Raw genomic sequence first — 15,350 nt, 5'->3', positions numbered from 1 at the left:
AAAATCCATACCTGCCCTACAGTGCCACAAGACAGCACTTACATAACTCGGTGAAACTTCTCACACATAATCAAGCCGTCAGCGTGAATAAGCGCGCACGCGCAACCGATAACCGCGGTCTTGCAGCAACTGCCAGAGGCTGTTTATTTAACGTACTTCTGCAGGTTGGCCATCATTTCCTTCAGCGCCTCGCCAGTGTCGGCAGGGTGCGCTGCGTTGGCGAAATCACCCATCGCCTGCCACTGCGCCGCGACGTCTTCCGGGCTGAAGCCTGCCTGCGGGTCGAAACAGGCTCCCTGACTGCGCTGCCAGCGGACCTTGCCGATCCAGCCACCGCCCACTTCGAACAGCTCGCCACTGCTCTGGCATTGTGCGCTGCACAGGTACACCACCAGCGGGCTGACCAGCTCGGGCTTGAGCAGCTCGAAGACATTGGCGGGAATCAGCCCCTCGGTCATGCGTGTACCGCCCGTCGGCGCTATGGCGTTGACGAAGATGCGGTGCTTGCGACCTTCCAGCGCGAGGGTGCGGGTCAGCCCGTAAAGCCCCAGCTTGGCCGTCGCATAATTGGCTTGCCCGAAGTTGCCGTAGATACCGGACGTCGATGACGTGAAGATCACCCGTCCGTCATTCTGCTCGCGCAGATAAGGCCAGGCGGCATGGGTGACCTTATAGGCCCCCTCGACATGGACGCGATAGACCAGGTCCCAGTCGGCGTCCTCCATGTTGGCGAAGGTCTTGTCACGCAGGATGCCAGCGTTGTTGACCAGCACATCGATGCGCCCGAATGCGTCCAGCGCATGCTGCACAATGCGGCCGCCCTCGGTCACCGAATCATGGTTGGCTATTGCAGTGCCGCCTGCCGCGCGAATCTCGGCCACGACGCAATCGGCGGCAGACGCGCTGGCCCCTTCGCCATGCGCAGAACCGCCCAGATCGTTGACCACCACTCGCGCACCGTGTTTCGCAAACAGCAGCGCATGAGCCCGACCCAGCCCACCCCCTGCGCCGGTCACAATCACGACTTTATCGTCAAAACGCACTGACTCGCTCATCGCTGGCTCCATGCCTCAGAAAGACGTTGCGATGAGTGTCGTCCACGCCCTGCACAGCCACAATCAACATCTGCTGTGCTGAATCATTCCCCATAAAGGAGCGCGATATTTTCAGCCCAGATGCTTGATGAACGCTTCCAGCCACGGCTCGGCGTCGGTTTCCGGGGTGACGCTCTCGCTTCCGTCCAGACGCAACATGTCCTGCACTTCGCTAACGCCCAACTCAGCGAACAGTTCGCGCATCTGCTCACCGCCTGCGCAGAAGGTGTCGCCGTAACTGGCATCGCCCAGTGCGATCACCCCACCAGGCAATCCACGCAGCTCGCCTGGCAGACCGTCGCGCAGCGCTGCATAAAGAGGCATGAGGTTGTCGGGCAACTCGCCCATCCCGGTGGTCGACGTCACAGCAAGGAGCGCCTGAGGCTCGAAGGCGAGCAGATCCGGCAGCATAAGGCGCGGATTGACGAGGGTCTCATGGCCGGCGGCACGCAACAGCGCGGCGGCGTGTCTGGCAACTTCCTCGGCCGATCCGTAGACCGTTCCACACACGATGGCGACTTTCATGGTTATTCCTGCAGCAGCTTAAAAAAGTGAAACATTATGCCTTAGAATGCCGTCTGAATTTTCTACGGACCATTCTGCCTTCGGTCTGCCCGAAGAAGCACAGCAGAGCTGAAACACTTGAATGAAAAAATATGACGGATGGCCAGAACACTTTGCGGAATCAATGGTCTGTGTTCTCAATAACCGGTTAGACCGAGCCTCCGCCCATGCAACCTGATTCACTTCTCACCCAGGCTGAGCTGGATTTTATCCAGAGCATGCAGCGCAACCCCCAGTTGAACGTACGTGACAGTACGCGCAGTCTGCTGGTCAATGGCGGCATCCAGATTCAGGATCTGCTGACAAAGCTGGCCGCTCATGAGCAGGTCACGATTCATGCGCAGTTCGAGAATCAGCAGATGAATTTCCCTCTGCATCTGGTCGAGGACGAATTCCACGCACTGCATCTGGAGCTCGGCGCGCCGAGTATCTTCGAAGAAGGTCCGAAGATCCGCCCATGGCGACTCGTGCTGGAAGAGCCGATCCCTCTCGAAACCGAAAAGGGCGCACTGAGAGCGCTGTGGGTCCACGAGTTGTCGTTCAAGGGCGTACTGCTCGAGTACCGCAAGGAAGGCAAGCTGCCGAGAAACTTTTCAGCCTGGTTCAACCCGCCGGGTCAAGCGCCTATTCCAATGCGCGGCAAGCTGGAGCGAATGATCGGGCAAAACGTCGGTGCCTATCACTTCAGCAAGCATGGCAAGGACGATGCCGAGCGCCTGCGTCAGTACATCCTGCAAGAGCATCGTCGCAAACATCCGTCCCTGCACAAGTAACCCGCCTGCCCGGCAACGCTCTACCGGTCTCTCAGCGTTTCAGGAATAATCCTTGCTTGCTGTTCACGTGAAGCTGTCGCTATCCACCATCCCGGATCGCGGCATGTGACCTCCCTACCCGGGAATTTCACGCCTCTACCGGAGATATACAATGTCTACCTCACCCGTCACCTTGATGGTTGCCCGCCGCGTGGCGCAGGGTCGTTACCATGAAATGATGGCCTGGCTGCACGAAGGCGAACAGTTGGCCACGGACTTTCCGGGGTATCTGGGTTCAGGGGTACTGGCTCCCCCGCCCGGCGATGACGAATTTCAGATCATTTTCCGCTTCACCGATGAGCACACCATGCACGCCTGGGAGCATTCCGCCTCTCGGCGCTCCTGGCTGGTGCGCGGCAGCGGTCTTTTCGCACAACCCTCGGAGCATCGGGTCAGCGGTATCGACGGCTGGTTCGGCGCAATCGATCAGCGCCCGCCACGCTGGAAACAGGCCGTCGCGATCTGGCTGGCGTTCTTCCCCGTGTCGCTGATCTTCAACTTTCTGCTGGGCCCGTTGCTCAATCATCTGGACCTGTTGCCGCGCATCATGATCAGCACCGCGGTGCTCACCCCGCTGATGGTCTACCTGTTCATCCCGCTGTCCACGCGCCTGCTGGCACCCTGGCTACAGAGCACGCCTGCACCGGCACGCCCGACGCAATCACCTTCCCCTCGCTAAGCTCATAAAGACCTGTACACCCCCTACCCTTCGGTACAGGTCTTGGTCGCTCCTCGCTCCCTCTCATTTCCCCGGCCATCCCGTGCCCAGCGGCTGCGCGCGCTGGCTTGACGAGTTTCATGATACCCAGGGTTGTACAAAAAAATTCTCTGGTATAACTTTGCCTGTAATCTGGAAGAAACAATCGACCGTACAATCCCCGTCCACTCCCGATAACCGATACGTGAGCTGTCGATGGCAATCTCTTCTGCACCTGTCCTGATCACCGGCGCCAGCCAGCGCGTAGGTCTGCATTGCGCCTTGCGTCTGCTCGAACACGGGCAACGGGTGATCATCAGTTACCGCACCGAGCACGAAAGTGTGACGGAATTGCGTCAGGCTGGAGCGGTGGCCATCCACGGGGATTTTTCCTGCGAGGCCGGGATCATGGCCTTTATCGAGCTGTTGAAAACCCAGACCTCAAGCCTGCGGGCCATTGTCCATAATGCTTCCGAGTGGCTGGCAGAAACACCGGGCGATGAAGCCGGCAACTTCACCCGCATGTTCAACGTGCACATGCTGGCGCCCTACCTGATCAATCTGCATTGCGAGTCGTTGCTGACCGCCAGTGAGGTCGCTGACATCGTGCATATCAGCGATGACGTGACCCGCAAGGGCAGCAGCAAGCACATCGCCTACTGCGCAACCAAGGCCGGCCTGGAAAGCCTGACGCTGTCCTTCGCTGCCAGGTTCGCCCCGCTTGTCAAAGTCAACGGCATAGCACCGGCGCTGTTGATGTTTCAACCCAAGGATGATGCGGCCTACCGCGCCAACGCCCTGGCCAAGTCGGCCCTGGGCATAGAGCCTGGTGCAGAGGTGATTTACCAGAGCCTGCGTTATCTTCTGGACAGCACCTATGTCACCGGCACAACACTGACCGTAAACGGCGGACGGCACGTCAAGTAAGCCGCCCCGAGGATCATTCTGATGAGTTCGTCCCTGCCCCAGCACTATCGAGACATTCTGCTCGGCCTTGGTGAAGATCCAGACCGCGAAGGTCTGCTGGACACGCCGAAACGCGCTTCCAAAGCCATGCAGTACCTGTGTCATGGCTACACCCAGAGCGTCGAAGAAATCGTCAATGGCGCGCTGTTCGCCTCCGATAACGATGAGATGGTCATCGTCCAGAACATCGAGTTGTACTCGCTTTGCGAGCACCACCTGCTGCCGTTCATAGGCAAGGCGCATGTCGCCTACATTCCGACCGGCAAGGTGCTGGGTCTGTCGAAGATCGCACGCATCGTCGACATGTTTGCCCGCCGTCTGCAGATTCAGGAAAATCTGACCAAACAGATTGCCGATGCGATTCAGAAAGTCACCGGAGCCGCCGGTGTAGCGGTGGTCATCGAAGCCCAGCACATGTGCATGATGATGCGCGGCGTCGAAAAGCAGAATTCGACCATGAATACGTCAGTGATGCTCGGCGCCTTCCGTGACTCGAGCACCACGCGCATGGAGTTTCTGCAATTGATCGGACGGAGCAGACAATAATGGCAAGACTCGAACCTGGCACCGCACGCATCCGCGTCAAGGACCTGCGCCTGCGCACGTTCATCGGCATCAACGAGGACGAAATCCTCAACAAACAGGACGTGCTGATCAACCTGACGATTCTGTATGCCGCTCAGGAAGCCGTGCGGGATAACGACATCGAGCATGCCCTCAACTATCGCACCATCACCAAGGCCATCATCCAGCATGTCGAGGGTAATCGCTTTGCCCTGCTGGAACGACTGACCCAGGAAGTGCTGGACCTGGTGATGAGCCACGAGGCGGTAACCTACGCTGAAGTGGAAGTCGACAAGCCGCACGCCCTGCGCTTTGCCGAATCGGTATCGATCACGCTCGCCGGTCAACGCTGAAACTCTTATCATGACCTCAACCGTCAACTGAAAAGAGCCCGTCATGACCGAGCAAGAACGCCTCGAACTCGAAGCCGCAGCCTTCCGCCGACTGGTCGCGCATCTGGACAGCCGCAAGGATGTCCAGAACATCGACCTGATGAACCTGTCCGGCTTCTGCCGCAACTGCCTGTCCAAGTGGTACAAGGCCGCTGCTGACGAAAAGCACATCGACCTCAGCCTCGATGATGCGCGTGAAGTGGTTTATGGCATGCCGTACAGCGAGTGGAAAGCCCGCTACCAGAAAGAAGCGAACGCCGAACAACAGGCGGCGTTCGTCAAGGAAACCAAACAAAATGACTGATCTGAATTCCCTGCGCACCAGCCTGAGCAGCGGCGAGCATGCGTTTGCCGACACCCTGGCATTCATCGCCGACGGCTATGACTATCAGCCTCAGGCCTTCAGAAACGGCGACGTCGACAATGCTGCCGGGCAAAACGAAGGGTCGTGCAAGACCCTGGGCCTGGCATTGCTGGAAGGCTTGACTGACGAAGAGGCACTGCTGGCGTTCGGCGAGCATTACCGCTCGGTGCAAGCCACACCTGAAGGCAGCGACCACGGCAATATCCGTGCGCTGATGGCGAATGGTCTGGCGGGTGTGAAGTTTGCAGGCGAGCCGCTCAAGCGCAAGGCTTGATCAGAGCTTGAGCGCCGCTGCTCCTTGTCGCGCGGCGCACATATATCCAGCAGAGCGCAGCGAACTTCGTGCCAATGCAAAGCATTGGCACGAAAGTGAATCAGACGGCAACGATCAGAACGATACGTCAGCCAGCCCGTCCAGGTAGCGCTCGACATCGAGTGCCGCCATGCAGCCGGCACCGGCCGAGGTAATGGCCTGGCGATACACGTGGTCAGCCACGTCGCCGGCAGCGAATACGCCTTCTACGCTGGTCGCTGTGGCGTTGCCTTCACGGCCACCCTGCACAACCATGTAACCGTCCTTCAAGGCCAGCTGGCCGTCGAACAACGAGGTGTTCGGCGTGTGGCCGATCGCGATGAACACGCCGTCGACTTTCAGCTCGCTGCTGCTGCCGTCGTTGTTCTTCAGGCGCGCACCGGTCACGCCCATGTTGTCACCCAGGACCTCGTCCAGCGTGGCATTGAGCTTGAGTTCGATCTTGCCCTCGGCGACACGCGCGTGCAGCTTGTCGATCAGGATCTTCTCGGCACGGAAGGTTTCGCGACGGTGAACCAGGGTCACCTTGCTGGCGATGTTGGCCAGATACAGCGCCTCTTCCACCGCGGTGTTACCCCCACCGACCACCGCGACTTCACGGTTGCGATAGAAGAAACCGTCGCAGGTGGCGCAGGCAGAAACACCCTTGCCCATGAACGCTTCTTCCGAAGGCAGGCCCAGGTAGCGGGCGCTGGCGCCGGTGGCAATGATCAGGGCGTCGCAGGTGTAGGTCGCGCTATCGCCCCGCAGGCTGAACGGCTTGCCGGCCAGATCAACCGAATTGATGTGGTCGAAGACGATTTCAGTCTCGAAACGCTCGGCATGCTCACGCATGCGTTCCATCAGGGCAGGACCGGTCAGGCCGTGCGGGTCGCCTGGCCAGTTATCAACTTCTGTAGTCGTGGTCAATTGGCCGCCAGCCTGCATGCCGGTGATCAGCAGGGGCTTGAGGTTGGCGCGAGCGGCGTAGACCGCAGCGCTGTAACCGGCAGGGCCGGAACCGAGAATGATCACTCGGGAATGACGTACGTCTGACATGACACACTCCTATCGACCGACCGTTTACGCCGCGGTCGGGACGGCTGGATAAAAAGGACCACCGAAACGCTTGGGGAAGCGTCATTTGCTTCGGCGGGTCCTGAAAATTCTGACCTGAAGGACAGGTCCTGGATTGCCGAACAGCCTATCGGGGCCGCAGAGGTTAAGGAAATATCGTTTCACAATCCACCCTATAGGTCACTTCTATAGCGTGGGCGCCTGAAAGCAGCGCATGGGTGACGAGCCATTCGGATAATCTTCCTTCGCCAAGGATACGCCACAAGTCTGGCATGCTCAAAAACCGTCGGCGCTCAGCTCTTTCATGGCCATCACAAAGCCGGTAAGGTCACGCCTTTCAAGCACTCGGAGACTCCCATGCCCGCTCCCGCCCTTACCGGCCCGCAATACCTGAGAGAGGGCCTGAAACTGGTCCTCAGCCCAGGCTTGCGCTTGTTCGTTCTACTGCCATTGAGCATCAATGTGGTGTTGTTCTGCGGCCTGATCTATCTGGCGGTGCATCAGTTCGAGCTGTGGGTCGACACCTTCATGCCGACCCTGCCTCATTGGCTGAGCTTTCTCAGTTACATCCTCTGGCCACTGTTCGTGGCGCTGGTGCTGCTGATGGTGTTTTTCACCTTCACCGTAGTCGCCAACATCATCGCGGCGCCATTCAACGGTTTTCTGTCCGAAAAGGTCGAAGCCGTGGTTCGTGGCGTAGACGAATCGCCCGATTTCAGCTGGGCCGAACTGGTCGCCATGGTGCCCCGCACCCTGGCCCGCGAAGCACGCAAGCTGGGCTACATGTTGCCGCGCATGCTCGGCCTGTTCATCCTGTCGTTCATCCCGGTCGCCAACATCATCGCCGCCCCGCTGTGGCTATTGTTCGGGGTGTGGATGATGGCGATCCAGTACATCGACTACCCCGCCGACAACCACAAACTGGGCTGGAACGAAATGCTCGGCTGGCTGAAGAGCAAACGCTGGCAGAGCCTGAGCTTCGGCAGCATCGTCTACGTTGCCTTGCTGATCCCGGTGGTCAACCTGCTGATGATGCCTGCTGCAGTGGCCGGTGCAACGCTGTTCTGGGTGCGCGAGCGCGGCGCGGATGCGTTGCCGGTGACTCACGCACGCGGCTGACACGCGGCTGAATGGCGACATGCCGGACCGCGCCATGCGGTTCGGCACACCCGAAGAAAAAAATCACACACATATAAATATGCACCGCAACTCAACCTGCCAGTTGGGGCTAAATGGGGCCTCAACCAACCCGTTCATGTGAAGCCACCTTCCATGAAACCAGGCGACACATGAACTTAACAAGGAAGTTAAATCATGAATGCTCAAGTAAATCCTGCTGCACTGGCCGCTGACAACGCTACCGTTCAGGAAAAGATCCGCGCCTTTCTGGTCAGTGAACTGGCCGAATGGTCGATCAACCCGGACAACGTGTACATCAACGGTGTGAACGACCCCGAAGAGCGCATCGTCATCAGCTCCACTTCGCTGACTGCCGAAGCTGAAAACCGTGTTTTCGAGAAAGACGCCCCTGCCTACTCCACCCGCACCGCCGGCCTGTTCACCGTGGCGTATTCGTATGCCGATGAACATCGTCTGGCGGCACCGGATCTGGCCAAAGTGGGCGAAGTGATCGGCCAACTGGTTCGTGATCTGGGCTGAGTGCCCCGCTTGACCGGCTGAGTGACGACTACGCCTGAGAGCGTGCCGAACAGATAACGAGTTATCTGTTCGGCACTTCGGCGTTAAAAGGGAGGCTTCTTACAGCTATATATCAGTATTCCCACAACCAGCTTATATAATTCCATTCCGTGTAACGGCAGCGAATTGCCGCAAGCAGACACTGTTTGCCGAGATATGAAAAAACATTACACGTAGGAATATTGCGTAGGGCATATCTTCCCGACCTCTAATACAAGATCGCAACGGTGTAGGAACAAGCAATATATTAAATATGGCATCGTCCTTGCTCTCCTGATTAAAAAAAACAGGAGTAATCGCTATGGAGATAAAAACAGAACCTGTCGCAGAACAACTCTCCTCCTACCGACCGGCATCCCTCGAAAGACTACCGGAAAACCGTTCAGGTCAGTTTGCAAGCCTGTTGAACGCTGCCATCACACAGACGGAGAAAAAACCTCCAGTCGCATTACCCGCAACACTCGGCAGCTCGGCAATCCCCCGCTCAAATCGCTTCATGGATAGCATGACTATCGAACAACGCAGATCCAGTGTGGAGGATAAGGACTTCGTGCCTACGCCTGCGGCAATGGAACGTGCGCGAGGGACTTTCAAATGACCCACACCGACAATACTGTGCCATTTCCTAATGTCACCCCGTCGGGTGTACAGCCTATGCGTTTACCTATTAACTATTCCGCGCAGTCTCACGCCAACTTGCTCACCTTACCAATGCCCTATCACCAATCCATCACACAACCGCCACATAACCGAAATGTAATCAGTCGACACTGCTCTCATGAGCCAAATTCTTAATGTCACCCTGATCACTGAAACCTTTACTCCCGAGATCAACGGCGTCGCCAATACCCTGGGGCGGCTGTGTGAAGGGTTGCGGTTGCGTGGGCATCGGGTCGAGCTGGTCCGGCCACGTCAGAACGACGAGATCGGCGCGGGCACTGCAGAGGATCTGCTGCTCTGCCGGGGCTGGCCGATACCAGGTTACCCGGGGTTGCAATGGGGTCAGTCTTCGATGCACAAGCTGCTGCGGCGCTGGCAGCGGCGTCGGCCGGATGTGCTGTACATCGCCACGGAAGGGCCGCTGGGGCTCTCGGCACTGCGCGCAGCGCGGCGTCTGGGGATTGCGGTGATCAGTGGCTTCCATACCAACTTCCCACAGTACACGCAGCAGTACGGCATGGGTTTCATCACCCGTTTGCTGACGCACTACCTGCGCTGGTTCCACAATCGCTCGCGCATGACGCTGGTGCCGAGCATCAGTCAGAAGGTCGAGCTGGAGCGGCGTGGCTTTGAGAGGATCGAGCTGTTGTCGCGAGGCGTCGACAGCCAATTGTTCAGCCCGTCCAGACGCTCGCAGCCTTTGCGCGAGAATTGGGGTCTGCAAGCCGATGATGTCGCGGTCCTGCATGTCGGCCGCCTTGCCCCCGAAAAAAACCTGAGCCTGCTCAAAGCCTGTTTCGAGGCGCTCAAGGACAGTTACCCGCAGCGTAATCTGAAATTGGTGGTCGTTGGCGACGGGCCTCAACGCGCGCAGCTGGAGCAGCAAATTCCGGAGGCGATTTTCTGCGGGACGCAGCGCGGCGAGGTGCTGGCGACGCACTATGCCTCGGCCGATATGTTTCTGTTCCCCAGCCTCACCGAAACCTTCGGCAACGTGGTTCTCGAAGCACTGGCCTCAGGCCTGGGGGTGGTCGCCTACGATGAAGCCGCAGCCGGGCAGCATATCCGCCATGGCCACAACGGTGCGTTGGCCATGCCGGGTGACGAGGCGGCGTTCATCGACGCGGCACGCTGGTTGCTGGAGGACAGTGAGACGCTGCGCCGCGTGCGTCTCAACGCCCGGCAGCATGCCAGCCGCCAGGGCTGGACAGCGGTCATCGATCAGTTCGAGCGTCAATTGCGCGAGGCCTGCCCGAGCCAGAACGCTGCAAGCGTCAAAGAGATCAGGTCGGTAGCCAGCAAGAAAATCAGACCAGTGTCGTCAGTGCGTCTCGACTGAAGGGCAGGATGTCCTGCTCGCGCCCCTCGCGCACTTTCAGTGCCCAATCAGGATCGACCAGCAGCGCGCGCCCCACCGCCACCAGATCGAACTCGTCGTTGCCCAGTCGCTTCAGCAGATTTTCCAGGCTGGCCGGTTGAGCGACCTTGTCGGTGTTGACCATGAATTGCAGGAACTCGCCGTCCAGTCCGACGCTGCCGACAGTAATGGTCGGTTTGCCGGTCAGCTTGCGCGTCCAGCCCGCCAGGTTCAGGTCGGAGCCTTCAAACTCAGGCTCCCAGAAACGCCGGGTAGAGCAATGAAAGATATCCACACCTGCATCAGCCAGAGGCTGCAGGAACTCGCCCAGCGCCTCGGGCGTTTGCACCAGGCGCGCGGTGTAATCCTGCTGTTTCCATTGTGAGAAACGGAAAATGATCGGGTAGTCCGGGCCTACTGCGCCGCGCACGGCCTTGATCAGTTCGAGAGCAAACCGTGAGCGGTTGGCGAGGCTGCCGCCGTACTCGTCGCTACGCTGATTGCTGCCCTCCCAAAAGAACTGATCGACCAGGTAACCGTGAGCCCCATGAATTTCGACACCGTCCATGCCAATCGCCCTGGCATCGGCGGCAGCCTGGGCAAAGGCCGCTACGACCTCGTCGATGTCCTGCTTGCTCATGCCATGCACCAGCACCTGACCGTCCTTGACCTTCTCCATCGGCCCGTAGGCAGGCACGCTGCCGTCCGGCTCGGTGCCAAGACGGCGAACTGCGCCGACGTGCCAGAGTTGCGGGACGATCTTGCCGCCCTCCGCATGCACCGCCTCGACCACCTTGCGCCAGCCGGCCAGCGGCGCTTCGCCGAAAAACTGCGGGACGTTCGGATAACCGTTGGAGGCCTTGTGATTGACCGTCGTACCTTCGGTGATAATCAGCCCGACGCCTGCAGCAGCGCGCCGCCGGTAGTACTCGACGACCTTCGAGTTGGGCACGTGCCCTGGCGAGAACGAGCGGGTCATGGGGGCCATGACCACACGCGAGGACAGCTCCAGGCTGCCCAGACGGAAAGGCGTGAACAAGGCTTCTGCCGACATGCGCAACTCCTGTGAAATGGTCGATTGCCATCAGGCGCGCAGAATATCGCCGGGCGTCAGCGGCGGCCCAGTACTATTGATCTGGCTGATTTGAGTTCAGAAGCGACGAGCGCGCAAGAAAGCCGGGCGAATGCTAAATGCTACCCCGGCTCTACGATCAGCTTTGCGCCAGGGCCTTTTCGATGGCCTGGATCACCGCAGGATCATCCGGAGTGGTACGCGGAGAAAAACGTGCGCTTACACCGCCGTTCTTGCCAACCAGAAACTTTTCGAAGTTCCAGGTGATATCCCCGGGAAACTCGGCACCCTCGCCCGCCAGCAAACGGTAAAGCGAGTGCCGGTTGGGGCCGTTGACGTCGAGTTTTTCACCCAGCGTAAACGTCACGCCATAGTTGAGTTGGCAAAATTCGGCGATCTCTTGCTCGGTACCCGGTTCCTGCCCGGCAAACTGGTTGCACGGCAGACCCAGTATCTCCAGGCCCTGGTCCTTGTACTGCTGATAGAGGTTTTCAAGTGCCGCGTACTGCGGTGTCAGCCCGCATTTGGACGCGACGTTGACTACCAGAACCACTTTTTTTCTGAAATTCGCCAGCGGCAGTTCCTGGCCACCCAGCGCTTTCAATTTGATGTCGTGAAAAGCACTCATGAGAACCCCTTTTGAAACAAGTCGCCCCAGGCTACAACCCGAAAAAAGGCACCGTGACCGCACGCGTAACGAAAGTCGTCATCGCAGAACAGCCAGGGCGCCTTTTCAGTGCCTGAGCTTAGCAGCACAAATCAGTGTTGATGACCGCCTTCGCCGTGAACATGGCCGTGAGCCATTTCTTCTTCACTGGCATCACGGATGGCCACAACCTTCACGTCGAAGTTCAGGCGCTGACCCGCGAGCGGATGGTTGCCGTCAACAGTGACGTCGTCGCCATCCAGATCACGGATGGTCACGATCTGCATGCCGCCATCCGGGCCGGAAGCGTGAAACTGCATGCCGACTTCAAGCTTGTCGACGCCTTCGAACATGCTGCTGCTCAGGGTGCTGACCAGTTCGGCCGAGTACTCGCCGTAGGCGTCTTCGGGCTCGACGGCGACTTTCACCTGCTCGCCTACTTCCTTGCCTTCCAGTGCCTTTTCCAGGCCCGGGATGATGTTGCCTGCACCTTGCAGGTAAACCAGCGGCGCACCACCGGCAGAACTGTCGATGACCTCACCAGCGTCGTTGGTCAGGGTATAGTCAATGGAGACAGCCTTATTGGCGGCGATCGGCATGGGGACAAGACCTTTTGCTTAAGATTGAAGAACGGGCAAGTTTAACCAAGCAATCGCCCGAAAGCGAACGCAACTCTGACGGACGGCCCTGATTGGAAAGTTCAACCGTTATCGGTTTCAGCCAGGATGAAGAAGGGCACTGGATTGCGCTACTGTCCTGCGGCCACACTCAGCACCTGCGTCATCAGCCTCCCTGGCAGTCACGCGCCTGGGTACTGGACCCTGCACAGCGTCAACAGATGACCGGTAAAGCCTTTCGTTGCGGCTGGTGTGCGAACGCCGCAGATAACGATAGTCTTGCCACCGAGAACTCGCGTTAGACGATTTCCTGACTTTTTTGGCCGGCCGCTGTTCCATATCTGCTGCGCCCCTTGCACTGCTCAATCGAGAAGCCAGTATGCAGACTTTTTTTATCGCCCCCACTGACTTTGGCGTGGGGTTGACCTCCATCAGCCTGGGACTGGTGCGCACGCTGGAGCGCGCTGGTTTGAAAGTAGGCTTTTTCAAACCGATCGCCCAGCCACATCCCGGCGATCTGGGCCCCGAGCGCTCGACCGAACTGATGGCTCGCACCCATGGCCTCAAGCCGCCCAAGCCTCTGGGACTGGCGCATGTGGAGCGCATGCTCGGTGATGGTCAACTGGATGAACTGCTCGAAGAGATCATCAATCTTTATCAGCAGGCAGCTGTCGGCAAGGACGTGCTGGTCGTCGAAGGCATGGTCCCGACCCGCAGCGCGAGCTATGCCGCACGGGTCAATCTGCATTTGGCCAAGAGCCTGGATGCCGAAGTCATTCTGGTCTCTGCTCCGGAAAACGAAGTGCTCGCCGACCTGTCGGGCAGGGTCGAATTGCAGGCCCAGCTGTTTGGCGGCCCCAAGGATCCCAAGGTGCTGGGCGTGATACTCAACAAGGTGCGCACCGAAGAAAGCATGGAAGTCTTCGCCTCGCGCCTGAAAGAGCACTCCCCCTTGCTGCGCAGCGGCGACTTTCGCCTGCTGGGCTGCATTCCGTATCGCGCCGAACTCAACGCGCCGCGTACCCGCGATGTGGCCGAGCTGCTCGGCGCGCAGGTGCTGAACGCAGGCGACTACGATCAGCGCCGCATGACCAGAATCATCATTTGTGCGCGGACCGTGCTCAACACGGTTCCACTGCTCAAGCCGGGTGTGCTGGTGGTGACGCCGGGCGACCGCGACGACATCATCCTGGCGGTGAGCCTTGCGGCAATCAACGGTGTACCGCTGGCCGGCCTGCTGCTGACCAGCGATACCGTGCCCGACCCACGCATCATGGAGCTGTGCCGCGGCGCACTGCAGGCGGGGCTGCCGGTGCTGTCGGTCAGCAGCGGTTCGTATGACACGGCCAATCGCCTGAATCAGTTGAACAAGGAAATCCCCATCGATGACCGCGAGCGCGCGGAAAACATCACCGACTTCGTTGCCAGTCATCTGGACGCCAACTGGCTGCACCAGCGCTGCGGCACACCCCGTGAGCTGCGCCTGTCGCCCGCGGTGTTTCGCTATCAGTTGATCCAGCGCGCGCAGGCGGCCAACAAGCGCATCGTGCTGCCTGAAGGCAACGAACCGCTGACCATTCAGGCTGCCGCCATCTGCCAGGCACGCGGTATCGCGCGTTGCGTGTTGCTGGCCAGGCCCGAGGAAGTGCACGCCGTTGCGCAGGCGCACGGCATCGAGCTGCCGCAGGGGCTGGAAATTCTTGACCCGGACCTGATTCGTGAACGCTACGTTGCGCCGATGGTGGAACTGCGCAAAAGCAAAAGCCTGAACGCGCCCATGGCTGAGCAACAGCTCGAAGACCCGGTGGTGATCGGTACGGTGATGCTGGCGCTGGATGAGGTCGACGGGCTGGTGTCCGGCGTCATTCACTCCACCGCCAACACCATCCGCCCGGCCCTGCAACTGATCAAGACCGCGCCAGGCTGCACGCTGGTGTCTTCAGTGTTCTTCATGCTCTTTCCCGAGCAGGTGCTGATGTACGGCGACTGCATCATGAACCCGCATCCGAGTGCCAGCGAGCTGTCCGAGATTGCCTTGCAGAGCGCCGATTCGGCCACTGCGTTCGGCATCTCGCCGCGTGTGGCGATGATCAGCTATTCCAGCGGCAACTCGGCCAGCGGCGAAGAAGTCGAAAAGGTCCGCGAAGCGACGCAACTGGCACGCGAAACCCGCCGCGATCTATTGATCGACGGGCCGCTGCAGTATGATGCGGCCGCCAACGAACAGGTCGCCCGGCAGCTAGCTCCAGACAGCGCGGTCGCAGGACGCGCCAACGTGTTCGTGTTCCCCGACCTGAACACCGGCAATACCACGTACAAGGCGGTGCAACGCAGTGCCGACTGTGTGAGCCTCGGCCCGATGCTGCAGGGCCTGCGCAAACCGGTAAACGATCTGCCGCGCGGCGCGCAGGTCGACGACATTGTCTACACCATCGCGCTGACAGCCATACAGGCCGACACGCTGTCCTGATACCTGAC

The 15,350-nt window shown here is 59.3% G+C and carries 18 protein-coding genes and 1 pseudogene; 13 read left to right on the top strand and 6 right to left on the bottom strand.

Features of this window, described 5'->3' with window-relative positions:
* Positions 1 to 143 precede the first annotated feature (143 nt).
* A complete protein-coding gene (locus tag KBY08_RS07805; RefSeq protein WP_103754074.1) occupies positions 144 to 1,055 on the bottom strand; it encodes an SDR family oxidoreductase in 912 nt (303 codons plus the stop codon).
* Positions 1,056 to 1,166: 111 nt separating this feature from the next.
* Entirely contained in the window at positions 1,167 to 1,619 is a 453-nt protein-coding gene (locus KBY08_RS07800) for a flavodoxin (protein WP_024652336.1), read from the bottom strand.
* Positions 1,620 to 1,825: 206 nt separating this feature from the next.
* On the opposite strand from KBY08_RS07800, the gene KBY08_RS07795 reads away from it, so the two are divergent.
* The 7 genes from KBY08_RS07795 to KBY08_RS07765 all read left to right on the top strand — a co-directional run bounded on the left by KBY08_RS07795 (position 1,826) and on the right by KBY08_RS07765 (position 5,727).
* Positions 1,826 to 2,431: a hypothetical protein gene (locus KBY08_RS07795; RefSeq protein ID WP_004406840.1), complete on the top strand. Its 606-nt coding sequence runs from the start codon at positions 1,826 to 1,828 to the stop codon at positions 2,429 to 2,431.
* 151 nt (positions 2,432 to 2,582) lie between these two features.
* Positions 2,583 to 3,149, top strand: coding sequence for an antibiotic biosynthesis monooxygenase (locus KBY08_RS07790; protein WP_003346204.1), 567 nt, complete (start codon positions 2,583 to 2,585; stop codon positions 3,147 to 3,149).
* A 234-nt stretch (positions 3,150 to 3,383) separates the two neighbouring features.
* A complete protein-coding gene (gene folM / locus KBY08_RS07785; RefSeq protein WP_032656248.1) occupies positions 3,384 to 4,094 on the top strand; it encodes a dihydromonapterin reductase in 711 nt (236 codons plus the stop codon).
* A gap of 21 nt (positions 4,095 to 4,115) precedes the next feature.
* Positions 4,116 to 4,679 carry a GTP cyclohydrolase I FolE gene (folE, locus tag KBY08_RS07780; protein WP_003346200.1) on the top strand — a complete coding sequence of 188 codons (564 nt, stop codon included), beginning with the start codon at positions 4,116 to 4,118 and terminating at the stop codon, positions 4,677 to 4,679.
* On the top strand, positions 4,679 to 5,050 hold the full coding sequence (gene folX, locus KBY08_RS07775; protein WP_003316983.1) for a dihydroneopterin triphosphate 2'-epimerase: 372 nt from the start codon (positions 4,679 to 4,681) through the stop codon (positions 5,048 to 5,050). The genes folE and folX overlap by 1 nt, the downstream gene beginning before the upstream one ends.
* A 43-nt stretch (positions 5,051 to 5,093) precedes the next feature.
* Complete coding sequence (locus KBY08_RS07770) at positions 5,094 to 5,393, top strand: DUF1244 domain-containing protein (RefSeq protein WP_024660895.1); 300 nt, start codon at positions 5,094 to 5,096, stop codon at positions 5,391 to 5,393.
* The gene (locus KBY08_RS07765; RefSeq protein WP_004406855.1) at positions 5,386 to 5,727 is read left to right on the top strand and encodes a HopJ type III effector protein; all 342 of its coding nucleotides are present in this window, start codon (positions 5,386 to 5,388) and stop codon (positions 5,725 to 5,727) included. Before KBY08_RS07770 ends, KBY08_RS07765 begins: the two co-directional genes overlap by 8 nt.
* Positions 5,728 to 5,841: 114 nt before the next feature.
* Here the strand turns inward: KBY08_RS07765 and trxB are convergent, their stop codons facing one another.
* Entirely contained in the window at positions 5,842 to 6,804 is a 963-nt protein-coding gene (gene trxB / locus KBY08_RS07760) for a thioredoxin-disulfide reductase (protein WP_024660894.1), read from the bottom strand.
* A 375-nt stretch (positions 6,805 to 7,179) separates the two neighbouring features.
* Between trxB and cysZ the strand changes: the two genes are divergently transcribed.
* The 4 genes from cysZ to KBY08_RS07740 all read left to right on the top strand — a co-directional run bounded on the left by cysZ (position 7,180) and on the right by KBY08_RS07740 (position 10,519).
* Positions 7,180 to 7,941, top strand: coding sequence for a sulfate transporter CysZ (gene cysZ, locus KBY08_RS07755; protein WP_111522475.1), 762 nt, complete (start codon positions 7,180 to 7,182; stop codon positions 7,939 to 7,941).
* A gap of 195 nt (positions 7,942 to 8,136) precedes the next feature.
* The gene (locus KBY08_RS07750; protein ID WP_024640126.1) at positions 8,137 to 8,481 is read left to right on the top strand and encodes a hypothetical protein; all 345 of its coding nucleotides are present in this window, start codon (positions 8,137 to 8,139) and stop codon (positions 8,479 to 8,481) included.
* A 340-nt stretch (positions 8,482 to 8,821) separates the two neighbouring features.
* Entirely contained in the window at positions 8,822 to 9,118 is a 297-nt protein-coding gene (locus KBY08_RS07745) for a hypothetical protein (RefSeq protein WP_111522474.1), read from the top strand.
* A gap of 180 nt (positions 9,119 to 9,298) precedes the next feature.
* Positions 9,299 to 10,519, top strand: coding sequence for a glycosyltransferase family 4 protein (locus KBY08_RS07740; protein WP_024640127.1), 1,221 nt, complete (start codon positions 9,299 to 9,301; stop codon positions 10,517 to 10,519).
* Here the strand turns inward: KBY08_RS07740 and KBY08_RS07735 are convergent.
* The 3 genes from KBY08_RS07735 to KBY08_RS07725 form a co-directional block, all read right to left on the bottom strand.
* Positions 10,488 to 11,591 (bottom strand): NADH:flavin oxidoreductase, encoded by a 1,104-nt coding sequence (locus tag KBY08_RS07735; RefSeq protein WP_111522473.1) that lies wholly within the window; start codon positions 11,589 to 11,591, stop codon positions 10,488 to 10,490. The genes KBY08_RS07740 and KBY08_RS07735 overlap by 32 nt on opposite strands.
* 157 nt (positions 11,592 to 11,748) lie before the next feature.
* On the bottom strand, positions 11,749 to 12,237 hold the full coding sequence (locus KBY08_RS07730; RefSeq protein ID WP_004406866.1) for a glutathione peroxidase: 489 nt from the start codon (positions 12,235 to 12,237) through the stop codon (positions 11,749 to 11,751).
* A 131-nt stretch (positions 12,238 to 12,368) separates the two neighbouring features.
* Positions 12,369 to 12,854, bottom strand: coding sequence for an FKBP-type peptidyl-prolyl cis-trans isomerase (locus KBY08_RS07725; protein ID WP_004406868.1), 486 nt, complete (start codon positions 12,852 to 12,854; stop codon positions 12,369 to 12,371).
* 14 nt (positions 12,855 to 12,868) lie between these two features.
* On the opposite strand from KBY08_RS07725, the pseudogene KBY08_RS07720 reads away from it, so the two are divergent.
* Both KBY08_RS07720 and pta read left to right on the top strand, forming a co-directional pair.
* Positions 12,869 to 13,174 (top strand): annotated as a pseudogene (locus KBY08_RS07720) (DUF3565 domain-containing protein).
* Positions 13,175 to 13,251: 77 nt separating this feature from the next.
* Positions 13,252 to 15,342: a phosphate acetyltransferase gene (gene pta, locus KBY08_RS07715; RefSeq protein ID WP_003408730.1), complete on the top strand. Its 2,091-nt coding sequence runs from the start codon at positions 13,252 to 13,254 to the stop codon at positions 15,340 to 15,342.
* The last annotated feature ends 8 nt before the right edge of the window (positions 15,343 to 15,350 follow it).

It is taken from the genome of Pseudomonas sp. P135, from assembly GCF_020312125.1.
GTDB classification, from domain to species: domain Bacteria; phylum Pseudomonadota; class Gammaproteobacteria; order Pseudomonadales; family Pseudomonadaceae; genus Aquipseudomonas; species Aquipseudomonas fragariae.
The sequence above is the reverse complement of the archived record's forward strand: the minus strand, read 5'-3'. Positions and strand labels throughout refer to the sequence as shown.